We start from the raw sequence: 23,384 nt of genomic DNA, 5'->3' as shown, positions 1-23,384 counted from the left end.
CGCCGATCGCGCGCAGCGCTGTTTACGCCTCATCCACATCGCGGGGGAGGTTGGGAGGGCGTATGCAGATTGCGCGCAGCGCTGTTTACTCCTCCCCCACGCTGTGGGGGAGGTTGGGAGGGGGAGGTCGTTGCATGGCGCGGCCCATGAACCCTTCATCCTTTTCCACCAAGGATCGAGAGGGCATCGCCGCGCCGCTCAGGCGCGGGTACCCAGGGCTTTGCGCCGGGCGGCGTGCAGCAGGCGGCGGGCCGATTCGTCGGCGAGCTGGCGGCCGTGCTGCGCCATCCAGTCCAGCGCCAGACGGCCCAGTTGTGTCGAGGGGTGGCGCGGATCGATCGGGCAATGGAAGTGGCGCACCCAGTTGGGTACATCGGCCGCGGGCATGGGCCGCGCCAGGGCATAGCCCTGGCCGGCGTCGGCACCCAGCAGGGTCGCGGCCTCGACCAGATCGGGCGTCTCCAGCCCTTCGACCACGACCCAAAGGCCCAGACTCTGGGCCAGCTGAACCAGGGCGCCGATGAAACCGATGGCCTGCTCGGGATCGCGCCCGGCTTCGCGCACCAGACTCTGGTCGATCTTGACGGTGTGGAAGGGCAGGGTGCGCAGGCGCAGCAGGCTGGAGTAGCCGCTGCCCAGATCGTCCATGACCAGCCGCACTCCGGTGGCGGCGAGTTCGCGCACGGCGTCGTCGCGGCGCTTCGGATCGTCGAACTCGGCGTTTTCGAGCATTTCGAGGGACAGACGCTCGGGGGCCACGCCCGCGCTGTGCAGCGCGGCGGCCACGCGGTCGCGGCAGTCGGGCTGCAGCAGCACGTCAAGCGGCAGGTTCAGGCTCAGGTTCAGGCGCACGCCCTCGGTGTCCCAGCGGGCGATGTGGGCCAGGGTTTGCTCAAGCCCGCCGCGGAACAGGCGCGAGAGTTCGGCGTGGCCGAACCAGGGCAGGAACTGGCCCGGCATGGCGAGGCTGCCGTCGTCCATGCGCAGGCGGGCGAGGGCCTCGACGGCGTAGGGCTTGCCGGTCTGCAGGTCGACGACGGGTTGCAGATGCATCTCCAGCCCATGATCGAACAGGCTGGTGCGCCAGCGCTGGCGCAGTGCCACGGGCACGGGTTGCTGGCGGCTGTGGGCATGCAGGCGTTGCCAGGCGCGGCTCAGGGTCTGGCCCAGGTTGTCGAGGAAGCTGCGCGCCGCGCTGCGCTCGAACATGGCGGGGTAGCTGCCGTACAGGCTGAGCACGACGACCACGCGGCCGTTGCGGTCGGTCAGCGGAATGGACGCGGCGCTGCGGATGCTGGCTTCGAGCGCGGCCTCGCGCCAGGGTGTGCCGGCTTCGTCGAGCGCGTAGCTCGCCAGCGTGCAGACCTGCTCGGTCTGCCAGGCCGCGGCCGTGGGGCCGATGCTTTCGGCGTGCGAGCCCTGCAGTTTGGGCACCTTGAGCGCGCCGTAGTGCTTTTGCATGGCGCGGGCGAAGGGCTCGAGACCGGAGGACAGCTCCACCACGAACTCGCCGTTGGCGTCGGGCGCGCCCATGCCCGCAGCCTTCAAACCGGGCAGGGTGATGAGCCGGTCGAGGGCCATCTGCATGAACTCGCTCCAGGGCGCGCCGTCCTGCAGGGCGTGCTCCAGGGCGATGACGCATTGCTGGTAGCGCTCGCGCAGCGCCTGCGCGGCTTCCACCTCGGTCTGCAGTTCGGACTGCATGCGCGCGGTGAGCAACTGGACGATGCGCCGGCGGTCGCGCGAGCGTGCGGGCATCGCGTGACTCATGTCGATCAGGGCCTGCAGATAGAGCCCGGCCGACTGCACCAGAAGCCGCGTGGGCACGCCTACCAGCGCGTGGATCTCGCCGATGCGCGTGGCTTCGCGCACATGCTCGGCCTCCAGCAGTTCCGGGCCGAGCAGACGCCGGAAATGATCGACCTGCCGCGCCTTGAGATGGGTGAATTCCTCCGGGGTGAGGTGGCTGAGCAGCAGGCTGGATTCGGCGTCGCGCCCGACCAGGGCGTAGAACTGGTCGATGAAGGCAGCCGCCACGCCGTGGTAGTGCGGCGCGGCGATGCGCAGCAGGGCCTCGGCCTGCGGGCCGTAGGGCTGCGGCAGCCAGTGGTCGATGCCGTCCTCGATCAGGTCCGACTCGACCTCATGCCCCCAGCGCAGCCACCAGTGCTGGCGGGTGCGTTTGTGCAGCTTGATGCTGTGCAGCGCGGCGTCGGCGCGGCGCAATAGCGTGTCGGGATCGTCGCCGTCATGCGGGAACACGGCCAGGCCCAGGCTGAGGCCGAGATGGCTGACTTTGTCTTCGGGCAGGGGCACCGCAAGCGGGAGCAGCTCGCCCAGGGACGCCAGACGGCGCTCGATATCCGCATCGCCTTCGGGGCCTTCGATCACCAGCACGAACTCGTCGCCGCCGATGCGCGCGAGCAGATCGCGCGCATCGAGGCTGGCGCCGAGTTGCTGCGCCACCTGTTTGAGGACGGCATCGCCCGCGGCGTGACCCCACAGATCGTTGATGGCCTTGAAGTCGTCGAGATCGAGCAGGCCGATGGCCACGACGGCGCCGCGCAACCGGGCTTCAGCGAGCCGGTTCGGCAGCCATTCGTCCAGGGCGTAGCGGTTGGGCAGACGCGTGAGTGCGTCATGACGGGCCTGCCAGCGCATACGCTCGTCGGCGGCATGGCGTTCGCTCACGTCTTGCGCCACCCACACGGAATCGACGCCGGGCTGGCCGGTGACCGCTTGGCCGGTAAGTTCGCACCAGAACAGGCTGCCATCGCTGCGGCGCATGGGGACTTCGCGCGTCACCGATTCGCCCCGCGTCATCGCGGCGTACAACTCGGCGCCGACCGAGGCGAACACGGCATCGTCGGCGTAGAGCGCACGGGCCGGCAGGCCTTGCAGCGACGCGGTGTCGGGATAGCCGAACATGCGGGCCATGCGCGCGTTGCCGCTGCGGATGATGCGGCCGCCCACCAGCGCGATGGCCACCAGCGCGTTGTCGAGCATGGCCTGGCGCAGCCGCTCGGCCGACTCGCGCTCGCGCTGCAACTGGTCCATGTGCAGCAGGGCGCCCACCATGGAGGCGACGAATTCGAGCAGCCTGCGCTCGTCCGCATTGGGGGCGCCGGGTTCCAGCCCGGTGAGGGCGAAACTGCCGATCACCTGGGCGCCATCGCGCACCGGCCAAGACCAGCACGAGCGCAGTTGCCATTGTTCGGCAACGGCGCGCAGATCGTCCCAGCGGTCATCCGAAGGAATGTCTTCGATGAAGGTGGGGGCGTTGTGGAACACCGCATTGCCACAGGACCCGGCATGCGGACCGGGGTTGAGGCCGTCGAGTGCGGCGAGCATGTCGGGCGGGCTGCTGGGCGCCGTCAGCGGATGCAGTGCGCCATCGGACCCTATGCGCAGGACGCTGGCGATGCGCCCCGGCGCAGACGCTTCGGCCATGCGGCACAGCATGGCCGCCAGCTCGGCGACGGGACGGCCCTCGGCCAGGCCCCGCAGCATTTCGCTGGGCAGGTCGAGCAGTCGGAGGGCAATCTCCCGTTCTTGCATGTCTGAGCCTGATGGATGCGCACGCATGATGAGCGCTGGTGGGTGCCAAACCGTCGCCATCACCCTGAATGGACCCAACTTTACGATGTTGTCCGCAAGTTTGGCGTGAATTTTGTCGCAAAAATCTGATGCGAATGACACTGCCGTATTCATACGGCGGGCCGCCGTCCATGCCGGGCCACGCAGGGCGGCGGCGGCTTCGTTATCCTGCAGGGCTGGCGCGTCGCGGGGCCGCGGCTTCACCTGGGCGCCGGTTTGCGGCGTCTGCCCCCGTGGCCGTTTTCTTCCGCCTCGAATCGCCTTCCGCCCGCGAGATGCCGGTCGGCCGGCTGGCGGCAACCTGTTCTTCCCATGCACCCTTCCCGTTTCACCCTGGCCGCGATCAGCGGTCTGATGCTCAATGCCTTCGTCTGGGGCGTGTCCTGGTGGCCGTTCCGCCATCTCAACGGTCTGGGCCTGAACCCGCTGTGGGCCACCGCCCTGATGTATGCGGTGAGCACCGTGATCATCGTGGTGGCGCGGCCGTCGGCCCTGCGGGCCTTGTGGCGGCACCCTCCGCTCTGGGGCATTCTGATCGCGTCTGGCGCAACCAATGCCGCGTTCAACTGGGGGGTGACCGAGGGCGACGTGGTGCGGGTGGTGCTGCTGTTCTATCTCATGCCGGTGTGGGCCACGCTGCTGGCGCGCTGGTTGCTGGACGAGCGCTTGACCCGGCTGGTCGGCCTGCGTCTGGCTCTGGCGCTGGCGGGCGCCATGGTGGTGTTGTGGCCGCGAGGCGGCGGCCTGCCGCTGCCGCAACATCCGGCGGACTGGCTCGGGGTGATCGGCGGCATGTTCTTCGCGCTCAACAACGTGCTGTTGCGCAAGTATGCGCATACCCCGCCGGAAGCCCGCGGGCTGGCCATGTTCGCCGGTGGCGTGATCGTGGCGGGCGGCGTGGCGGCGGTGCTGACGGCGCAGGGCAGCGTCTCCCCGGTGCCCGCGCTGGCCCCGGCGTGGGTCGTGCCCGTGGTGCTGATGGCGCTGGCGTTTCTGGCGGCGAATCTGGGGCTGCAATACGGCGCCGAGCGTCTGCCGTCCACGATGACCGCGGTGGTGATGACGGTGGAAATCGTGTTTGCCAGCGGCAGCGCCATGCTGCTCGGGGCCGAGCATCTGTCCGCACAGGCCTTGTTCGGTGGTAGTCTGATTCTGTTGGCCATTCTGCTGGCGGCCTGGCCCCGCGCGGCAGCGCCGCAGACGGCCTGATCTGCTGTTTTGGGAGATCCTGACATGACCGCTGCGGCTCCTGTTCACACCGCTTTCGATTTTTCCGCGCTCGATATCGAGGGCCGCGAGCAAGCGCTGGCGCAGTGGCGCGGCCGGGTGCTGCTCATCGTGAACACGGCCAGCGCCTGTGGCTTCACGCCGCAATACGCCGGACTCCAGGCCTTGCAGGAACGCTATGGTCTGAAGGGGTTCACGGTGCTGGCGTTTCCCTGCAACCAGTTCGGCGCGCAGGAGCCGGGCAGCGCGGAGGAAATCGCGCAGTTCTGCACCAGCCGCTATGCCACGACGTTTCCCTTGTTCGCCAAGGTCGAGGTCAATGGCGAGCATGCGCATGCGCTGTGGCGCTGGCTGACCCGCGAGGCTTCGGGCCTGCTCGGCTCGCATGCCATCAAGTGGAACTTCACCAAGTTTCTGGTCGGGCGCGACGGCCAGGTGCTCAAGCGCTATGCGCCGCAGGAGCGGCCGGAATCCATCGGTCCCGATATCGAGATGGCGCTGCAGGCGCCCGGCTGAGCCCTGCTCGGGGCGGGGCCGCGGCTCAGGGCTTGCCGTGCAGGGCTTCGTCGAGCAATTCCACCCAATGTTGCACGGGGATGGTGGTGCCCGTCTGAAGGTGCTGGATGCAGCCGATATTGCTGCTGACGATGCGCTGCGGCGCGGTCTCGGCCAGGTGCTGCAGCTTGCGGTTGCGCAGCTCCTTCGACAGCTCGGGCTGCAGCACCGAGTAGGTGCCGGCCGAGCCGCAGCACAGATGGCTTTCCAGCGGCAGCTTGACCTCGAAGCCCAGGTCGCGCAGCAGGGTCTCGGCCTTGCCGCGCACCTGCTGCGCGTGCTGCAGGGTGCACGGCGGGTGGTAGGCGAGGTGGTCGACCGGCTTGTTCTTCAGCAAGGTTTTGAGCGGTGCGGCGAACTGCGGCAGATATTCGCTGATGTCGAGGCACAGCGCGCCGATGCGCTGGGCGCGATCGGCGTAGGCGGGGTCGTGCTGCAGGTGGTGGCCATATTCACTGACCATCGCGCCGCAGCCCGAGGCGTCCATCACGATGGCTTCGACCGTGCCGCTTTCGACCAGCGGCCACCAGGCATCGACATTGCGTTTCATGTCGGCCAGCGCGCCGCCGTGGTCGGCCAGATGCTGGCGGATGGCGCCGCAGCAGCCCGCGCCATCGGCCAGCAGCGGCTGCACCCCCACGGCATCGAGCACGCGGGCGGTGGCCGCGCCGATATTGGGCATCAGTGCAGGCTGCACGCAGCCCCCCAGCATCAGCACCTTGCGGGCGTGGGTGCGCTGCGGGCGCTTGCCCGAGCGCTGCCGGGGCGGCACCTTGTCGCGCAGCGCGGCGGGCACCAGCGGACGCAGCGCCTGGCCGAGTTTGAGCGCCGGGGCGAACAGGCTGGACGTCATGCCTTCGCGCAGGACCCAGCGGGCGAGCTTTTCGCCGGCGGGACGTTCCACCTTGGCATCGACCACGGTACGGCCGATGTCCACCAGGCGGCCGTATTCCACGCCAGAGGGGCAGGTGGTCTCGCAGTTGCGGCAGGTGAGACAGCGGTCGAGGTGGAGCTGGGTGTTGCGGGTGGGCGCCTCGCCTTCGAGCACCTGTTTGATCTGGTAGATGCGGCCGCGCGGACCGTCGAGTTCATCGCCCAGCAGTTGATAGGTGGGACAGGTGGCGGTGCAGAAGCCGCAGTGCACGCAGTTGCGCAGAATGGCCTCGGCCTGCTGGCCCTCGGGCGTGTCGGCGAATTCGGGGCTGAGATGGGTTTCCATCGTGATCAGAAGAGGGTGGGAAACACGCCGTGCGGATCGAAGGCGGTCTTGATTTGGCGCTGAATGCGCAGAAGCGTGGCTTGCGTGGGTTCGAACACGGGGGCCCTGGCATCGCCGCCGCGAAAGCGTGTGGCATGGCCGCCGGCCTGGCGCGCGGCTTCGAGAATGATGGAGGCCGGCGCGGCGCTGATCAGCCAGCGCAGGCCGCCGAACCATTCCACCAGCTGCGTGCCCGACAGATCGAGCGCCGGCGCGGTGGTGGGCAGCGACAGGCGCCACAGGGCAGCCTGCGAATCGCCCGGCCAGGTCGGTGTGAACCACGGCAGCGTCTGCTCGCGCAGCGCCGTCCAGAAAGTCGCGGCGTCTGTATCGGCCATGCGCTCGCCGCCCAGCTTGGCGCCGGCGGCCTGCACCGCGGCCCGCGCCCCGCGCAGCCGCACCGTGAGCACGCCCTTGCCCGAGCTGCCGCTGCGGTCGGGCAGCCAGGCGCTGGCGTTGAGCGGCAGGGGTTGGGCCGCCCAGGCGTTGCAGCGGGCGATGGCTTCGTCTTGCGTCATGGCAAAGCGCAGGCTGGTTTCCGCCGGGGCCACGGGCAGGATCTTGAGCGACACGTCGAGAATGACGCCGAGCGAGCCCAGCGAACCGCACAGCAGCCGCGAGACGTCGAAGCCGGCGACGTTCTTCATCACCTCACCGCCGAAGCGCAGCACCTCGCCGCGGCCGCTCAGCAGGCTGGCGCCCAGCACATAGTCGCGCACCCCGCCCGCGCTGATGCGCGCCGGCCCGCTCATCGCGCTGGCCACCATGCCGCCCAGCGTGGCCTGCCCGCCGCTGGCGCGGGCGAAGTGCGGCGGCTCGAACGGCAGGAACTGATGATGTTCGGCCAGCGCCGCTTCGATCTCGGTGAGCGGCGTGCCCGCTCGCGCGGTGATGACCAGCTCGGTCGGCTCGAAGTGGTTGATGCCCGACAGCAGCGTGGCGTCGAGCGTGTGTTCGGCGGTGTCGGCGCCGCTGTGCTGTGCCGCGGCCCACCATGGCGCCTTGCTGCCGCCGCCATGAATGCGGATGCGCTCGCCGCGCGAAGCGGCTTCGCGCACCAGGTCTTGCCAAAGTGGGATCAGGACGTCTGCTTGCATGGAGAGGGAGGACGCCGCGGCGCGGGGCCGCAGCCAGGATCTGGATGACGATGCGGCGCGTTAAAACCGCGGAAGGTCGGGGAAGGGCAGGAGCCCGCCGCGCACATGCATCTTGCCGTACTCGGCGCAGCGGGCGTGGGTGGGGATCTGCTTGCCGGGGTTGAGCGTCTCGCCCGGATCGAAGGCGCGGCGGAAGGCGAAGAACTGCTCGCGCTCCTCGGGGCTGAACTGCACGCACATGGCGTTGATCTTCTCGTAGCCCACGCCGTGCTCGCCGGTGACGGTGCCGCCCATGGCCACGCTGGTTTCGAGAATCTCGGCGCCGAAGGCTTCGGCGCGGTGCAGCTCGCCGGGCTGGTTGGCATCGAACAGGATGAGCGGGTGCAGGTTGCCGTCGCCCGCATGGAACACGTTCACGCAGCGCAGCCCGTACTTGCCCTCCATGCCCTGGATGGCTTCGAGCATGTCGGCCACGCGCTTGCGCGGAATGGTGCCGTCCATGCAGTAATAGTCGGGCGAGATGCGGCCGGTGGCGGGGAAGGCGTTCTTGCGTCCGCTCCAGAAGCGCAGGCGCTCGGCCTCGCTTTCGCTGCACTTCAGCGCCGTGGCGCCGCAGAGCGACAGCACCTCGGTCATGCGGCCGATCTCTTCTTCCACTTCCTCGGGCGTGCCGTCGCTCTCGCACAGCAGAATGGCGCGGGCATCGAGGTCGTAGCCCGCGTGCACGAAAGACTCGGCCGCCACGGTCATGGGCTGATCCATCATTTCCAGCCCGGCCGGAATGATGCCCGCGGCGATGATGGCTGCCACCGCGTCGCCCGCCTTGCGCAGATCGTCGAAGCTGGCCATGATGCAGCGCGCCAGCACGGGTTTGGGCAGCAGTTTCACCGTCACTTCGGTGACGACCATGAGCATGCCTTCGCTGCCGATCACCGCGGCGAGCAGATCGGGGCCGGGACAGTCGCAGGCCAGACCGCCCACGGTCAGCGGCTCGCCTTCGACGGTGTAGCCGCGCACCTGCAGCACGTTGTGCACCGTGAGACCGTATTTGAGGCAATGCACGCCGCCAGAGTTTTCGGCGATGTTGCCGCCGATGGTGCAGGCGATCTGGCTGCTCGGATCGGGCGCGTAGAACAGCCCGTGCGGCGCCGCGGCCTCGGAGATGGCCAGGTTGCGCACCCCGCATTCCACCGTGGCGGTGCGGGCGACGGGGTCGACGCGCTTGATGCGGTTGAACCGCGCCAGGGCGAGCAGCACGCCGTCTTCGTTGGGCAGGGCGCCGCCCGACAGGCCCGTGCCGGCGCCGCGGGCGACCACCGGCACGTTCAGCCTGTGGCACGCCTTGAGCACGGCCGCGACCTGGGCCTCGGTTTCCGGCAGCACGACGACCAGGGGTTTGCGCCGATAGGCCGAAAGGCCGTCGCACTCGTAGGGCGTGACCTCCTCCGGCTGCCAGAGCAGGATGTGCGGCGGCACCACCGCGCCGAGCGCGGCGACCACTTCGGCCTGCCGCGCCGCGCGCGCGGCCAGGTCGGGTTGGAGGGGGGCATTCATCGCGAGTCGTCCGGAAAAAGTCGTTGTCGTGTGCAGGGGTTTCAAACCCCTTTCTTGGGTGGCAGATTATCCCGTTTGCTGCGCTGCAGCGGGGCAGGAGTAACCCGACTTTTTGCGTTTTGTCGAACGCAAAGCTGTGTTGCGCAAAAAGTAGGGACGCGGCGCGCAACGGCCAGGGGAACTGATGTCCGTTTTCGGCCAGACGGCGACGCGCCGGGCGACTAGAGTGAAGGCATGCGACTCGATCCTGACACCTGTTACAGCGCGCTGCTCACCCGCGACCGCCGCTTCGATGGCTGGTTTTACGTGGGCGTCTCGTCCACCGGGGTGTATTGCCGACCGGTGTGTGCCGTGCGCACGCCGCTGCGGTGCAACTGCAACTTCTATCCCAGCGCGGCGGCGGCGGAGCAGTCGGGCTATCGGCCTTGCCTGCGCTGCCGCCCCGAACTGGCGCCGGGCCATGGCGTGCTCGATCTCTCGGGCCAGCTCGCCCGCGCCGCGGCCGCGCTGATCGACCAGGGGCTGACCGATCACGACGGATTGGGCACCGTCGCGAGCCGCGTGGGCGTGACGCCGCGGCATTTGCGGCGCATCTTCGAGGCGGAGTTCGGCGTTTCGCCGGTGGCTTATGCGCAGACGCAGCGGCTGCTGCTGGCCAAGGGCCTGCTCACCGACACGGCGCTGCCCATGGCCGCGGTGGCTGGCGCGGCAGGCTTTGGCAGCGTGCGGCGGTTCAATCACTTGTTTCGCAGCCGCTATGGACTGACGCCGCTGCGGCTGCGGCGAACGGGCGGTGGCTCCGGGCAGGAAGATCTGCTCACCGTGTCCCTGGGCTACCGGCCGCCTTATGCCTGGGGCCAGATGATCGATTTTCTGGCGCGCCGCGCGGTGGACGGCGTGGAGCGCGTCACCGCCGACCGCTACAGCCGCGCCATCGCTTTCCGCGGCGAGCCGGGCGCGGCGACGGTCACGGGCTGGATCTCGGTGACCCACGAGCCTGAGCGCCACGGCCTGCGCCTGACTCTGCCGCCGCATCTGTCGCCGCACATCGGCCGCATTCTGGCGGGCGTGCGGCGGCTGTTCGACCTCGGCGCGCGTCCCGATCTGATCGATGCCCATCTGCCCGAGTTCGCCGCCGAGGTGCCTGGCCTTCGCGTACCCGGCGCTTTCGACGGGTTCGAGATCGCCTTGCGCGCCGTGGTCGGGCAGCAGATTGGTCTGCCGCAGGCATGCGGCATTCTGGCCCGCCTGGCGCAGCGTCACGGCACTCCCGTGCTCGATGCGCCCGAGGGCTTGTGCCGCACCCTGCCCGACGCGCCCACGCTGGCCGCCTGCACGCCCGAGGCGCTTCGCGCCTGCGGCCTGACGGGCGCCCGCGCCCTCAGCCTGCACGCGCTGGCCGAAGCCGTGGCCAGCGGTCGCGTGGCGCTGCAGCCGCTTGCCCCGGTCGAATCCACCCTTGCGGCGCTGCAGGCCTTGCCCGGCATCGGCGACTGGACGGCGCAGGTGATTGCGCTGCGCGGTCTGGGCTGGCCGAATGCCTTTCCCGCCGGCGATCTGGTGCTGCGCAAACAGCTCGGCCTGACCCGTCCGGCCGACGTGCTGGCCCATGCCGCGCGCTGGGCGCCGTGGCGGGGCTATGCCGCGGTGCATCTGTGGCGCCGCGCGACGGAAGGAGAACGATCGTGAAAAACGTCTTGGTCATGGACAGCCCGCTGGGGGCGCTGCAGCTCACCGCGGATGGCGATGCGCTGGTCGGGGTGCACTTTCTCGACGCGGCATCGCCTGCAGCGGCAATCGCCACCGCCACGCCTGTGCTGCGGCGAGCGCAGGCGCAACTGCAGGCCTATTTCCGCGGCGAGGCCGTCGTCTTCGGTCTGCCCTTGCGACCCGAAGGTACGCCGTTTCAGCAGGAGGTCTGGCGGACGCTGCAGACCGTGCCCGCCGGGCAGACGATCAGCTATGCGACGCTGGCGCAGCGCCTCGGGCTGCCCGGCACCCATGCCCGCGCAGTGGGCGCGGCGGTGGGGCGCAACCCGCTGCTCATCATCGTGCCCTGCCACCGCGTCGTCGGCCATGACGGCGCCTTGACCGGTTACGCTGCCGGCCTGCCGCGCAAGCGGGCGCTGCTCGATCTCGAACACGCCGCCCCATTCACCAAGAGCCCCGCCACCACCCGCCCGCGCGCGGCCTGAGCGCCGCGACCCGCGCTGCACATCCGCCTCATCATGCCCATGCCTTTCATCGAACTGTTTCTGCTTGCCGCCATCTGGGGGGCGTCTTTTCTGTTCCTGCGCATCGCCGTGCCCGAATTCGGCCCGGTGCCGCTCATCGCGCTGCGCGTGGGCATTGCCTCACTGGTGCTGCTGCCGGTGCTGCGCACGGCCGCGGCGCGTGCCCAGTTCCGCCGCAAGTTGTGGCCGCTGCTGGTCGTCGGCGTGACCAACTCGGCGTTGCCGTTCACCTTGTTCGCGGTGGGCGCGCTGCACCTGGGCGCGGGCTTCGAGGCCATTCTGAATGCCACCACGCCGCTGTGGGCGGCCGTGCTGGGGGCGACGCTGTTCGGCGCGCCGATCAGCCGGGCGCAGATCGTGGGCCTGGGGGTCGGTCTGGTGGGCGTGGTCGTTCTGGTCAGCGATCAGCCCGGGCTGTCGCAGGGCGCGGCGCACTGGGCGGTCGCCGCGGTGCTGCTGGCACCGATGTCCTATGGCTATGCCGTGCATTTCGCCCGCCGCCATCTGGCCGGGGTCGATCCGGCGCTCACCGCGTTCGGCAGCCAGCTCACGGCCGTGGCGCTGCTTGCCCTGCCCGCCACGTTCGCCTGGCCCGCGCACGCGGTGCGGGGCGACATCTGGGCCGCCGTGGCGGCGCTGGGCGTGCTGTGCACCGGGCTGGCCTATGTGCTGTATTTCCGCCTGGTGGCGCAGGTGGGCGCGGCCTACGCCGCCTCGGTCACCTTCCTGATCCCGGCCTTCGGCATGCTGTGGGGCGCGCTGTTTCTGCACGAGCCCGTGACCGGCGCCATGCTGGCGGGCTGCGCGATCATTCTGGCGGGCACGGCGCTGGCGAGCGGGCAGTGGAAGCGGCTGGCGGGTCTGCGGGCCTGAACCCGTGCGGCCGTCCTGGCGCTCTGCCGCGCGGGTCAATCGTCCCGGCTTTTCAGTCGCGTGTTGCGCAGCTGGCCGGCGGCTTCCAGGGCGGGGTAGGCGGTCGCGGCGATGTGCGAGTGGATGCGCTTGAGATCGCGCAAGACGTCGAGGTGCAGCGAGCTGGTCTCGAGGGTTTCGCGCACACCGTCGCGCAGTCGCTCCAGATGATTCTCGGACGCGGCGGCTTCCAGCTCGCGGACGCGCGTTTTCTGGGCGACGAGCTGCCTGGCCACTTTCACGTCGCCTGACAGGAAGACGCTGAACGCCAGTTGCAGACTCTCCTGGATGAGGCGGACGAAGGCGGCGATTTCTTCCTGCCCCATGGCGGAAAACTGCAACTGGCGGCGGATTTTCTTCTGGGCCAGTTCCATGAGGTTCTTGTCGATGATGTCGCCGATGTGTTCGAGGTTGACCGACAGCGTCATGATCTCCATGGCGCGGCGGCTTTCGACGTCGTCGAGCGACTCCTGGGTGATGCGCACGAGATGGAGCTTGATGGCCTCGTGCAGCTTGTCCACCGCATCGTCGAGCTGGGCCACGGCGTCGGCCAGCTTGCGGTCGCCCGCCAGCAGCGCCTGGGTGCCCTGGCGCAGCATGGTCTCGACGATATCGCCCATGTGCAGGGTCTCGCGGGCGGCGTTGGCCAGCGCCACGGAGGGCATCTCCACCAGGCTGTCGTCGAGATAGAGGGGAGTGCCCACGTCGTCCTGCGGTTTGGACTCGGGCAGCAGGCGTTCCAGGAGTCTGGCCATCCAGGGCAGGGGCAGGATGAACAGCAGGGCGAGGGCGACATTGAAGCCGGTATGGAAGTCGGCCACCATGCGCACCGGATTGGGCTCCAGTGCGAGCAGTGTCTTGCCGATCAGGTGCACGAAGGGCAGCACCAGCACGCAGCCCACGACCCGGTTGACCAGATTGGCGACGGGCACGCGGCGCTTGGCCAGGTTGCCGCCGTCACCCACTTCCAGCAGCGGATTGAGGGCGCTGCCCAGATTGGCCCCCAGCACCAGGGCCAGTGCGGCCGTGGGGGTGACGAAGCCCGAATACGCCAGCGACATGGTCAGCAGCACCGTGGCCACACTGGAGTGCGCGGCCCAGGTGAGCACGGCGCCGAGCAGCAGCGTGAGCAGGGGCTGATCGGTCAGCGCCTGCAGCATCTGGCCGACCAGGGGGGCATGCTCCGCGGGGGCCAGGTCGGTGAGCAGCAGATGCAGCGACAGCAGCATCAGCCCGAGGCCGATGGCCACGCGGCCCAGATCGCGGGTCACGGTGCGGCCACCGCGCTTGAACGCGACCAGCCCGGTGAAGAGCAGGGCGGGCGCGACCGCCGAGGTGTCGAACGACAGCAACTGCACGATCAGCGTGGTGCCGATGTTCGCGCCCAGCATCACCGCCATCGCCGGAACCAGGTCGATCATGCCCGCCGCGGCGAAGGACGACAGCATCAGCCCGGTTGCCGTGCTGCTCTGCAGGAGTGCGGTCACGCCGACACCGGCGGCGAGCGCGTGCAGCCGGGTCTTCAGCAGGCGGCCCAGCCAGGCCTTCAACCGGGGGCCGAAAGCGCGCAGGATGCCGCTTTGCACCATGTGCAGACCCCAAAGCAGCAGCGAGACGCCGCCGATCAGGTCGAGCAGAATGGAAATCGCCATGGTGTTGTGCGCACTGGCCGTGCGGTATGGACCAAACCGGCGAATATACGCCCATGCCGCCGAGGGTGCGCGGCCGCGCACTTGTTGATCCGGCACGTTGACGTTTGAAACGGCACCCCACCCCAACCCTCCCCACAAGTGGAGAGGGAGCCAACACGCTTCCCTCACAGGGGGAGGAGGTTGGGAGGGCTTACGCAGATCGCGCGTAGCGCCGTTTTCTCCTCCCCCACAGCGTGGGGGAGGTTGGGAGGGCTTACGCAGATCGCGCGCAGCGCTGTCTTCTCCTCCCCCACAGCGTGGGGGAGGTTGGGAGGGCTTACGCAGATTGCGCGCAGCGCAGTCTTCTCCTCCCCCACAGCGTGGGGGAGGTTGGGAGGGGGAGACGCCTGCATGGCGGAGCCCATGCCCGTTCATCCTTCTCCAGACCAGATCAATCGCTTGGGCCAGGGCCGTGGTTTGCGCCTTGCATCCCCTCCCGCGGCCAGGCGCGCGCCTTCACGAAAATTTGTTCAGCGTCGCCATAACAGGCCCTGGTGTGTCCCGCATTGCGCCGTCGGCGCCGTTGTGAAATACTGAACATAAAAACAGTATTAGGGCGTGCCTCATCGGCACGACATGCCATGACGCTGCGCTGCCTGCTGGTCGATTTCAACTCCTACTTCGCCTCGGTCGAGCAGCAGCTCTGCCCTGAGTTGCGAGGGCGTCCCGTGGGCGTGGTGCCCATGATGGCCGACACCACCTGCTGCATCGCCGCCAGCTACGAGGCCAAGGCCTTCGGCGTGAAGACGGGCACGCAGGTGGCCGAAGCGCGCAGGCTTTGCCCGAACATCGTGTTCGTGGTGGCGCGGCATGCCGAGTATGTGCAGATCCACCATCGCGCCGTGGCCGTGGTGGACACCATTGCCCCGGTCGAAAACGTGTTGTCCATCGACGAGATGGCCTGCAGCCTGCCCATGGGCTGGAGCAGCCGCGAGCGGGCCACGCAACTGGCGCTGCGTCTCAAGGCCGCGCTGCGCGAGGCGCTGGGCGAGTGCATGCGGGTGTCGGTGGGCATCGCGCCCAATGTGTTTCTGGCCAAGCAGGCCTCCAATCTGCAAAAGCCCGACGGTCTGGTGGTGATCGACGCGGGCGACCTGCCTGGCCCGCTGTTGCGCATGCAGCTCACCGATCTCACCGGCATCAACGTGCGCATGTTTGCGCGGCTGCAGGCGCAGGGCATCCACAGCGTGGAGCAGCTCTGGCAGGCGCGCCGCGAGCAACTGCGCGTGGTGTGGGGCGGCATGGCGGGCGAGGCCTTCTTCGATCGCCTGCACGGGCTGGCGTCGGGCGTGCAGGCTGCGAATCCGCGGCGCTCGCTCGGCCATTCCCATGTGCTCGCGCCCGAGATGCGCAGCGCGGACGGCGCGCTGGCCGTGCTCGACCGCCTGACGCAGAAAGCCGCCATGCGTCTGCGCCGCGAACACCTGCTGGCGGGTGCCATGACCGTGATGCTCAAGCTCACCCGCCGCCACGGCGAGCGCCTGCGGCCCGAGCACGGCGCCCGCTTCGCCGCCACGGCCGACACCCGCGCCCTGCTGCACACCCTGCGCGGGCTGTGGCCCGGCATGGTGCCTGCGGGCTGGGCGCCCATGAAGGTTGCCATGCTGCTGCACGATCTGCGCCAGCCCGGCCAGACCAGCGCCAGCCTGTTTGCCGACGACGTGCCCGGCACCGGGGCGGAGCAGGCCGCGCTGTGGAGTGCGGTCGATGCCCTCAACGTGCGCTACGGCCGCCACACCGTCTATTGCGGCAGCGGCCACCAGGGCCGAGCGGAAGCCCCCATGCGCATCGCGTTCAACCACATCCCCGATCTGGAGACGGAGGGATGAAAAGGGTGAGTGCAGAGCCCCACGGCTGCGGCGAAAATGATGCGACACCATATCCTCCACCCACAACCTCTCTGGGAGACCCCGATGCCCACACGCATCCTGCTCGTCCGTCATGGCGAGACCCGCCTGACGCTGGAAGATCGCTTTGCCGGATCGAACGATGAGCCCCTGTCCGACGAAGGGCGCGAGCAGGCCGCCAGCCTGGGCATGCGGCTGTCGGGCGTGCCCATCGCCGCGGCCTACGCCAGCCCGATGGCCCGCACCATGGAAACCGCGCAGCTCGTGGCCGCCCCGCATGGTCTGCCGGTTCAGACCGCCGCCGCGCTGCGCGAGATCGACTACGGCAACTGGGAAGGCCTGACCCGCGATGAAGTCATCGACCGCTTCCCGCAGGCCTACGGCCTGTGGGAGGAAGACCCCCTGCTGGTGGCGCCCGAAGGCGGGGAGTCGGGCCTGAGCGTCATCCATCGGGCGCTGCCCTTTCTGCGCGAGATCATCGAGCGGCACCGGCATCAGACCGTGCTGGTCGTCTCGCACAAGGGCACCAATCGCCTGCTCGTCAGCAGCCTCCTGGGCCTGGATGCGCGCGGCTACCGCGAGCGCCTCGATCAAAGCCCCGCGGCGCTGAACATTCTCGATTTCATGAACGAGGTCCGCCCGCGTCTCAAGCTGTTCAACGACATCTCGCATTACCAATCGTTCCCCGACCGCGAGATTTCCGAACGCATCTCGAAATGGTGGCGCCCGACGACGGAGCGTTGAGCGTCTCGCGGGAGCGGGGGTGAACCCCAACGGTGGCTACGGTGCCGCGTCCGGTACAGCCTTGGATGCGGCAGTGCCAACGTCCGGGGCGGTGGCGAGGTGCAGTTGCGCGTCGCCCTGGAGGATGTCTTCCAGCTCGGCGCGGGCGTCTTTCGACAGGGCGATGAGCGCGGCCTGATCGTGCGAGACGGCCTGCTGGCGGTCGAGCAGGCGCAGGTCGTGCGCGGTGAACAGCGCGGCCACCCGGTCGGCATCGACGTCGGGCTGCACGGTCTGCAGCGCCCGCCGTCCCAGCTCCACGCTGGTGCCCCAGGTTTCGCGCAGCACCTCTTTCACGCCGAGCTCGCGCAGGCGCATGAGATGGGTGCGGTTGCGCGCCCGCGCCAGCAGCGGCACGTCGGGGAAGTGGGTGCGCAGCAGCTCGGCGATCTTCAGGCTGGCTTCGACGTCATCGACGGCGAGGACGAACAGCCGGGCGTCCTGCACATGGGCGGCGCGCAGCAGCGACAGGCGGGTGGCGTCGCCGTAGTAGATCTTGTTGCCGAACTGGCGCACGAAGTCCACCTGTTCGGCGCTGGCATCCAGCGCGGTGAAGGCCACGCCCTGAGCGTTGAGCAGCCGTCCGACGACCTGGCCGACGCGCCCGTAACCCGCAATGACGACGGGCTGGCCCGGTTCGTCGATGGTGCTGAACGGCGGCGCCTGCCGGTTGCGCGCCCACGGCTGGATCAGCCGGTCGTTGAGGATGAGCAGGAACGGCGCCAGGGCCATGGAGACCGCCACCGCCACGGTCAGCAGCTCGGCGGTGGGGCCGCTCAGCAGGCCGTTTGCGCGCGCGCTGGCAAACAGCACGAAGGCGAACTCGCCGCCGCAGGCCAGCACGATGGCCAAGGGGCGGCTGACCGCGTCGTCGCCGCCGATGAGCCGCCGCCCCGCGTAGAGCGTGAGCGCCTTGAGCAGCAGAATGCCCGCCCCCAGGCCGAGCACCTGCAGGGGTTGGGCCACCACCAGCGGCAGCGCGATGCCCATGCCCACCGCGATGAAGAACAGGCCGAGCAGCAGACTCTCGAAAGGCTCGATGGCCGCCTCCAACTCATGGCGGAATTCCGAATCGGCCAGCAGCACCCCGGCGAGAAAGGCGCCCAGCGAGGCCGACAGGCCCACGCTGCTCAGCCCCACGCCGATGCCCACGGCACCCAGCAGCGCGGCGGCGGCGAACAGCTCGCGGTTGCCTCCGCCGAACCGCGCCACGTAGCGGAACATGGTGGCCAGCACCGGCCGACCGGCCAGGGCCACGGCCAGCAAGGCGGCCAGGGCGGGCCAGCCCGGCGCATGTCCCCCGGCGCCGGTGAGGGCGAGCAGCGCCAGGATGGGAATGACGCTCACGTCCTGGAACAGGAGGATGGCGAAGGTCTCGCGGCCGAAGCGCGTGGTCAGCTCCCGGCGCTCGGCCAGCAGCGGCAGGATGTAGGCGGTGGACGACATCGCCAGCGCCACGCCGACCAGCGCCGCGCCCGTCCACCCCATGCCCAGCGCCGCCGCCAGGGCCGCCGCCGGCAACGCCACCCCGGCCATCTGCAGTGCACCCAGGCCGAACACCTGCCGCCGCAGCGCCCACAGGCGACTGGGCTGCAGCTCCAGGCCGATGAGGAACATCAGCAGCGTGACGCCCAGTTCGGCAGTGTGCAGCACCGACTCGGGTCGGCTCACCACGCCCAGACCGTAAGGCCCGACCGCGATGCCCGCCACGAGATAGCCGAGCACCGAGCCCAGACCGAAGCGTTTGAACAGGGGAACCAGCAAGACGCTGGCGGCAAGCAGAGTGAGCAGGGCGGTGGCGGACATGGCGCGATGGTAGGGCGGGCCGGGGTTTGGGCGCTGCAGGTGCGCGCCGAGGGTGAACAGGCCCCATGGATCGGGCGCGTCGTCGTTTGAAGCGCCTCCCCACCCCAGCCCTCCCCACGAGTGGGGAGGGAGCCAATCGGCGTCCCCCTACAACGCTAAGAGAGGTTGGGAGGCGCTTGCGCCGATCGCGCGCAGCGCTGCCTACTTCTTCCCCACAGGGTGGGGGAGGTTGGGAGGGCGTATGCAGATCGCGCGCAGCGCTGCCTACTCCTCCCCCACAGGGTGGGGGAGGTTGGGAGGGGGAGGGCTGGCCTGAAGCGGCCCTTCGCCCGTCCGCTCAGGCCGCTGGGTCGTCGCGCTCGGGCGTGAAGCTCGCGGCCATGGATTCGGCGCGCGGTGGCCGGTGCAGCCGCACGATGCGCAGCGCCTCGGGCTGATCGACCAGCACGCAGGGCTTGCCGGTGCGGCGGCAATAGTCCTCTACCCGCCAGTACGCACCGTGGCTGACGCAGCCGGTCTGGCAGATCACGAGATCGGCGGCGCGCAGGCTGGAGGCCAGCGCGGCCGGGTCGGCCTCGGGCGTGGCCGGGGTCTTGCCCGCAGCGAGCACGGCCTGGTCTGCCTGCGCCCAGGCGAGCGCGGTGTCGCGGCGGATGAGCTCGCCCTGCAGCAGCATGAGCTGCGATTCGAGGGCGGCGATGCGGCGCTGCTGGCCACGGATCAGCTCGGTGCAGTGGTGCTGCGCATCGGCGTAGGCGCGACACAGGGCGTGGTACTCGGTCAGCCAAGCGAGGTCGGTACGGGGTGGCGGGGGCATACGGGACTTGCCGGATCGGTCAGAAAAAGGGTTCAGAAAAAAGTCAGAAGAACGCCCAGGGAGAGGGACGGAGGGAGGGCTGGCTCAAGGCGCCCCGCCCGCACCCGTGGGCGCCGCGGTGACGAAGGCCACGCCCGGCACGCCTGCGCGCTGCGCGGCGGCGAGCAGATCGGCCACGAAGGCGTAGGGCGTGGCGCGATCGGCGTAGAGCCGGATCTGCGGCGGCGGATTCTGCTGCGCGGTCTGCCGCAGCCGGGCCTGCAGCGCCTCGGCGGTCACGGCCGCGCCGTTCCAGCGCGGCGTGCCGTCGGCGGCGAGTTGCACATCGACATGCGGCAGGTTGCGCGGCAAGGGCGTGCTGCTCGCCTGGGGCAGGCGCACCTGGGCGGCGTCGACCAGCGCGGGCAGGGTGACCATGAAGACGATGAGCAGCACCAGCATCACATCGACCAGCGGCGTCATGTTGATCTCGCCCATCAGCGGCGCGTCGATGGGGGTGTCGAGCGCGGCGGCGTCGAGCGCGTTCATCAGGCGCTCCGGGCCGCGACGGCCTGCAGGCGCGGCCCGGGCTTGAGCGCGGCGGGGTTGGCGCCGGTGAGCAGCAGGGCGTGCAGGCCGTTGGCAAAACGGGTGAGCTTGGCCACCTGGCTGCGGGCGGCGCGGGTGAGCGCGTTGTAGCCGAGCACGGCGGGAATGGCGACGAACAGGCCCAGTGCCGTCATCACCAGCGCCTCGCCGATGGGGCCGGCCACCTGGTTCAGCCCGGCCTGGCCGCTGGCGCCGATGGCCATGAGGGCGTGATAGATCCCCCACACCGTGCCGAACAGGCCGACGAACGGGGCGGTGCTGCCGATGGAGGCCAGCACGGCCAGCCCGCTCTGCATCCTGGCGGCGGTTTCTTCCAGCGCCATCTTCAGGCCGCGGGCCAGCCAGTCGCCCAGGTCGAGGCGGGTGTGCAGATGCTGGGGGTGGGCGGTGTGATGCGCCATGGCCTGGGTTGCGGCCAGGTACAGGGCATGGAAGGGGCTGCCCGGCTGGCCCAGAATGGGGGCGCCCGATTCGAGATCGTGCGATTCCCAGAAATGGGTGTCCACCCGCGCGGCCTGGCGGGAGAAGCGCAGCAGGTCGAGGCTTTTGATCAGGATGAGGGTCCACGACAGGCAGGACATGCCCAACAGAATCAGCAGCGTGGCGCGGCTCACCGCATCGCCCTGCTGCCATAGAACGCCCAGACCGAATGTCTGCATGGGGAAGTCTCCTTCAAGGGTCAAGCTGGAAGTGGAAGGGCACCGTGGCCTGCCGCAAGCCGACACCGGCGGCGCACTGCCCGGCGCGGGCCGAGGCCAGCGCGGCGGCGTCGAGCGTGGCAGAGCCGCTGCTGCGCTCCACCACGGCGGCGTTGATCTGGCCGCTGGGGGCCAGCGTCAGGTGCATCACGGCGGTTCCGCTCTCGCCATTCAGCCGGGCCAGACGCGGGTAGGGCGGGCGGGGGAAGTCGCATCCGAACTGGCGGGCATCGACAGGGCGCGCGGGCGCGGCGGACGGCGTGGGGTCTGAGGCCGCAGCGCGGTGGGCCGGATGTGGCACATCGCCGTCAGTGCGGGCCGCTGGCGTGTTGGGCGGCGCCGGGCTGACCTTGGCCGTGGTGGGGGCAGCCGTCTGTGGCGAGGCCGGTGCGGCTTGCAGAGTGGGCGCGGGGGCGTCGTTGCGCGGCAGAGGGACGGGCAGCGGTGCCGGGTCGGGCGTGCGTTGAGGGGCGCGTTCGGCGGCCGGCTCGGGGGGCGCGGTCGCGGGGTGCGGAGGGCGTTGGGGCTGCGGGGGGGTCTTCAGCCGGGGTTGCGTGGTCCGTGTGCCATCGACGCGCGGCGCGGCCTGCGGATCGGGTTCGGGTGCGGGCAGCACGGCGGCCTGCATCCAGCGGACCTGCGGGCTCTGCAACGCAGCGGCGGCGGTGACGGGCGTCGGGGCGAGCGACCGCGCCCAGACCAGCAGCCAGAGATGCAGCCCGGCCATGACGAGCAGCACCACGGGCCAGGACGGCCGCGACAGTTGCACCCGGAAGGCGTGTGGCCAGGAGATGGGGCCGTTCATGGTGCGGCACGGTCGCTCATGGAGACCATGTCGGCGCCAGCCTCGGGCCGCACCACCGTGGCCCATTGGCCCTCGCCCAGTTCCACGGCCTGCAGCCGCACGCCGTAAAGCGTTTGCAGCTGGGGCAGGGCCGCGCGGTCGGCGGGCAGGATGGCCATTTGCCGCGCGGCGCGAACCAGCAGCAGCCGATCGAAGCCGGCCAGCGCGTGGTTGATGTCGTGCAGCACGGCGACCAGGGCATGACGACGCGCGCGGGCGAAGCCGATCAGACCGTGCATCAGCTCGAACTGCAGGCCGGGATCGAGTGCGGCGATGGGTTCATCCACCAGCACCAGGCCGCCCTGCACATCCCAGAGCTGCGCGAACACGCGGGCCAGTTGCACCCGCGCCTGCTCGCCGCCCGACAGGGTGTGAAAGCGCCGGTGGCGAACCTGCGGCACGCGGGCGAGTTCGAGCGCGGCCTGCACGATGGCGTCGCGCTGCGGATCGTGTCGGCGCCCGACGCGGCCCAGCGCCACCACCAGATCGGCCGCGAGACCGAAGGCCACGTCGAAGCCCTGCGGCAGCACGGCGCGGCGGTGGCTGAGGTCGAGCGCGTTCCACTGTCGCAGCGGCTTGCCCTCGAAACGCACCGTGCCCGAGTCGGGAGGCAGCTCGCGTGCGAGCAGCCGCAGCAGGGTGGACTTGCCTGCGCCGCTGGGGCCGAGGATGGCCAGGGTCTGTCCGGCCTGCAGGTGCAGGTCGAACGGCCCGACGACATGGCGCCCGAGGCGTGCCGTCGCGCCCTCCACATGCAGCAGGGCGGCGGCTTGGGTTTGCGGCAGGGCAGACATGGGCGGTCAACCTCCCCGGCTCAAGCCGGGCCGCAGCATGAGCAGGAAAAACGGGCCGCCGAGCAGGGCGGTGAAGATGCCCACGGGAATCTCGGCGGGAATGGCCACGGTGCGGGCCAGGGTGTCGGCCAGCGTGAGCACGATGGCGCCGGTCAGCGCGGAGAGCGGGGCCACCTGCCGCTGGTCCGGGCCGATGAGCAGCCGCACCAGATTGGGCGCCATCAGGCCGATGAAGCCGATCACCCCGGTCCACGCCACGGCAAAGCCCGACAGCAGCGCCACCGCCACGATGACCCGGCCGCGCAGCGCGTTGACGTCGATGCCCAGATGCGCCGCCACCGCCTCGCCCAGCGCCAGGGCATTCATGGCCTGCAGCAGGCGGCGCACCCACCACAGCCCGAGCGCCAGCAGGCCGGCGAGCAGGAGCACCAGCGTCCAGTTGGCGCCGGCCAGCGATCCCAGGGTCCAGAACGAGAGGCTGCGCAACTGCTCGTCGCTGGCCGCGTAGGTGGCCAGGCCGATGACCGAGCCGGCCAGGGCGTTGAGCGCCACGCCGGTCAGCAACAGCCCGGCGATGGAGCCCGGCGTGAGCCAGCGCGCGGCGCGGTCGAGCAGAAAGACCACGAGCAAGGCCCCGGTGAAGGCTGCGGCCGGCAGCAGCCAGAGCCGCAGGGGTGGCGGCAGCGCCAGGCCAAGGCCGGCGAAGAACACGATGACCAGCGCCGCGAACAGGGCCGCGCCCGTGGTCACGCCGAGCAGTCCGGGGTCGGCCAGCGGATTGCGGAACAGACCCTGCGTGAGCGCACCCGACAGCCCCAGCACCGCGCCCACCAGCGCGGCAAACAGGGCGCGCGGCAGACGAATCTCCCACAGCACATAACTGCCCGAGGTAGCCGCGAAGGGCTGCAACCAGTCGGCCCGGCGCACCTCCACCGCGCCGGCCTGCACGGCCAGAACCAGGCAGACGGCGAGCGCCACGCCGAGCGCGAGGGCCGGGCGGCGCTGCAGGCCTTGCAGCCAGCGCAGTGGGGCCGGGCGTGCCCTTGGCGGGGCGAGTTCGGTGCAGGGATTCATGGTGCGCG

General features: G+C 70.0%; 19 protein-coding genes. 7 read left to right on the top strand and 12 right to left on the bottom strand.

The genetic code is table 11. The features are described from left to right. Nucleotides 1-198 precede the first annotated feature (198 nt). On the bottom strand, nucleotides 199-3,558 hold the full coding sequence (locus BVH73_RS04980; RefSeq protein WP_079416634.1) for an EAL domain-containing protein: 3,360 nt from the start codon (nucleotides 3,556-3,558) through the stop codon (nucleotides 199-201). A 351-nt stretch (nucleotides 3,559-3,909) separates the two neighbouring features. On the opposite strand from BVH73_RS04980, the gene BVH73_RS04975 reads away from it, so the two are divergent. After that, nucleotides 3,910-4,806: a DMT family transporter gene (locus tag BVH73_RS04975; RefSeq protein WP_079416632.1), complete on the top strand. Its 897-nt coding sequence runs from the start codon at nucleotides 3,910-3,912 to the stop codon at nucleotides 4,804-4,806. 24 nt (nucleotides 4,807-4,830) lie between these two features. Beyond that, the gene (locus BVH73_RS04970) at nucleotides 4,831-5,340 is read left to right on the top strand and encodes a glutathione peroxidase (RefSeq protein WP_079416630.1); all 510 of its coding nucleotides are present in this window, start codon (nucleotides 4,831-4,833) and stop codon (nucleotides 5,338-5,340) included. A gap of 25 nt (nucleotides 5,341-5,365) precedes the next feature. Here the strand turns inward: BVH73_RS04970 and glcF are convergent, their stop codons facing one another. The 3 genes from glcF to BVH73_RS04955 are packed head-to-tail and all read right to left on the bottom strand — an operon-like array spanning nucleotide 5,366 to nucleotide 9,288. Continuing rightward, on the bottom strand, nucleotides 5,366-6,598 hold the full coding sequence (gene glcF / locus BVH73_RS04965) for a glycolate oxidase subunit GlcF (protein WP_079416628.1): 1,233 nt from the start codon (nucleotides 6,596-6,598) through the stop codon (nucleotides 5,366-5,368). A gap of 5 nt (nucleotides 6,599-6,603) precedes the next feature. Further along, nucleotides 6,604-7,734, bottom strand: a complete 1,131-nt coding sequence (gene glcE, locus BVH73_RS04960; RefSeq protein ID WP_079416626.1) for a glycolate oxidase subunit GlcE — start codon at nucleotides 7,732-7,734, stop codon at nucleotides 6,604-6,606. 60 nt (nucleotides 7,735-7,794) lie between these two features. Further along, the gene (locus BVH73_RS04955; RefSeq protein WP_079416624.1) at nucleotides 7,795-9,288 is read right to left on the bottom strand and encodes an FAD-linked oxidase C-terminal domain-containing protein; all 1,494 of its coding nucleotides are present in this window, start codon (nucleotides 9,286-9,288) and stop codon (nucleotides 7,795-7,797) included. Between the two features lie 234 nt (nucleotides 9,289-9,522). Between BVH73_RS04955 and BVH73_RS04950 the strand changes: the two genes are divergently transcribed. The 3 genes from BVH73_RS04950 to BVH73_RS04940 are packed head-to-tail and all read left to right on the top strand — an operon-like array spanning nucleotide 9,523 to nucleotide 12,395. Further along, the gene (locus BVH73_RS04950; protein ID WP_079416622.1) at nucleotides 9,523-10,977 is read left to right on the top strand and encodes an AlkA N-terminal domain-containing protein; all 1,455 of its coding nucleotides are present in this window, start codon (nucleotides 9,523-9,525) and stop codon (nucleotides 10,975-10,977) included. Further along, nucleotides 10,974-11,483 (top strand): methylated-DNA--[protein]-cysteine S-methyltransferase, encoded by a 510-nt coding sequence (locus BVH73_RS04945; protein ID WP_079416620.1) that lies wholly within the window; start codon nucleotides 10,974-10,976, stop codon nucleotides 11,481-11,483. Before BVH73_RS04950 ends, BVH73_RS04945 begins: the two co-directional genes overlap by 4 nt. A 39-nt stretch (nucleotides 11,484-11,522) precedes the next feature. Beyond that, complete coding sequence (locus BVH73_RS04940) at nucleotides 11,523-12,395, top strand: DMT family transporter (RefSeq protein ID WP_079420344.1); 873 nt, start codon at nucleotides 11,523-11,525, stop codon at nucleotides 12,393-12,395. Nucleotides 12,396-12,430: 35 nt separating this feature from the next. Here the strand turns inward: BVH73_RS04940 and BVH73_RS04935 are convergent, their stop codons facing one another. Then, the gene (locus tag BVH73_RS04935; protein ID WP_079416618.1) at nucleotides 12,431-14,086 is read right to left on the bottom strand and encodes a Na/Pi cotransporter family protein; all 1,656 of its coding nucleotides are present in this window, start codon (nucleotides 14,084-14,086) and stop codon (nucleotides 12,431-12,433) included. 620 nt (nucleotides 14,087-14,706) lie between these two features. Between BVH73_RS04935 and BVH73_RS04925 the strand changes: the two genes are divergently transcribed. Together BVH73_RS04925 and BVH73_RS04920 are read left to right on the top strand one after the other, a co-directional pair. Continuing rightward, complete coding sequence (locus BVH73_RS04925) at nucleotides 14,707-15,954, top strand: Y-family DNA polymerase (RefSeq protein WP_079416614.1); 1,248 nt, start codon at nucleotides 14,707-14,709, stop codon at nucleotides 15,952-15,954. A gap of 84 nt (nucleotides 15,955-16,038) precedes the next feature. After that, complete coding sequence (locus BVH73_RS04920; RefSeq protein WP_079416612.1) at nucleotides 16,039-16,716, top strand: histidine phosphatase family protein; 678 nt, start codon at nucleotides 16,039-16,041, stop codon at nucleotides 16,714-16,716. A gap of 36 nt (nucleotides 16,717-16,752) precedes the next feature. Here the strand turns inward: BVH73_RS04920 and BVH73_RS04915 are convergent, their stop codons facing one another. The 7 genes from BVH73_RS04915 to BVH73_RS04885 form a co-directional block, all read right to left on the bottom strand. Beyond that, entirely contained in the window at nucleotides 16,753-18,561 is a 1,809-nt protein-coding gene (locus tag BVH73_RS04915; protein WP_079416611.1) for a cation:proton antiporter domain-containing protein, read from the bottom strand. 337 nt (nucleotides 18,562-18,898) lie between these two features. Then, nucleotides 18,899-19,378, bottom strand: a complete 480-nt coding sequence (locus BVH73_RS04910) for a DUF2325 domain-containing protein (RefSeq protein ID WP_079416609.1) — start codon at nucleotides 19,376-19,378, stop codon at nucleotides 18,899-18,901. A gap of 84 nt (nucleotides 19,379-19,462) precedes the next feature. Next, complete coding sequence (locus BVH73_RS04905; protein WP_079416607.1) at nucleotides 19,463-19,906, bottom strand: ExbD/TolR family protein; 444 nt, start codon at nucleotides 19,904-19,906, stop codon at nucleotides 19,463-19,465. Next, complete coding sequence (locus BVH73_RS04900) at nucleotides 19,906-20,625, bottom strand: MotA/TolQ/ExbB proton channel family protein (RefSeq protein WP_079416605.1); 720 nt, start codon at nucleotides 20,623-20,625, stop codon at nucleotides 19,906-19,908. Before BVH73_RS04900 ends, BVH73_RS04905 begins: the two co-directional genes overlap by 1 nt. Nucleotides 20,626-20,638: 13 nt before the next feature. Then, nucleotides 20,639-21,469 carry a TonB family protein gene (locus tag BVH73_RS04895; protein ID WP_169836752.1) on the bottom strand — a complete coding sequence of 277 codons (831 nt, stop codon included), beginning with the start codon at nucleotides 21,467-21,469 and terminating at the stop codon, nucleotides 20,639-20,641. Continuing rightward, a complete protein-coding gene (locus tag BVH73_RS04890) occupies nucleotides 21,466-22,302 on the bottom strand; it encodes an ABC transporter ATP-binding protein (protein WP_079416603.1) in 837 nt (278 codons plus the stop codon). Before BVH73_RS04890 ends, BVH73_RS04895 begins: the two co-directional genes overlap by 4 nt. A 6-nt stretch (nucleotides 22,303-22,308) precedes the next feature. Continuing rightward, a complete protein-coding gene (locus tag BVH73_RS04885) occupies nucleotides 22,309-23,376 on the bottom strand; it encodes a FecCD family ABC transporter permease (protein ID WP_079416601.1) in 1,068 nt (355 codons plus the stop codon). Nucleotides 23,377-23,384: the final 8 nt, after the last annotated feature.

The sequence above is a fragment of the Thiomonas intermedia genome, assembly GCF_002028405.1.
Lineage (GTDB): Bacteria > Pseudomonadota > Gammaproteobacteria > Burkholderiales > Burkholderiaceae_C > Thiomonas > Thiomonas intermedia.
This window is presented reverse-complemented; position numbering and strand designations above follow the sequence as displayed.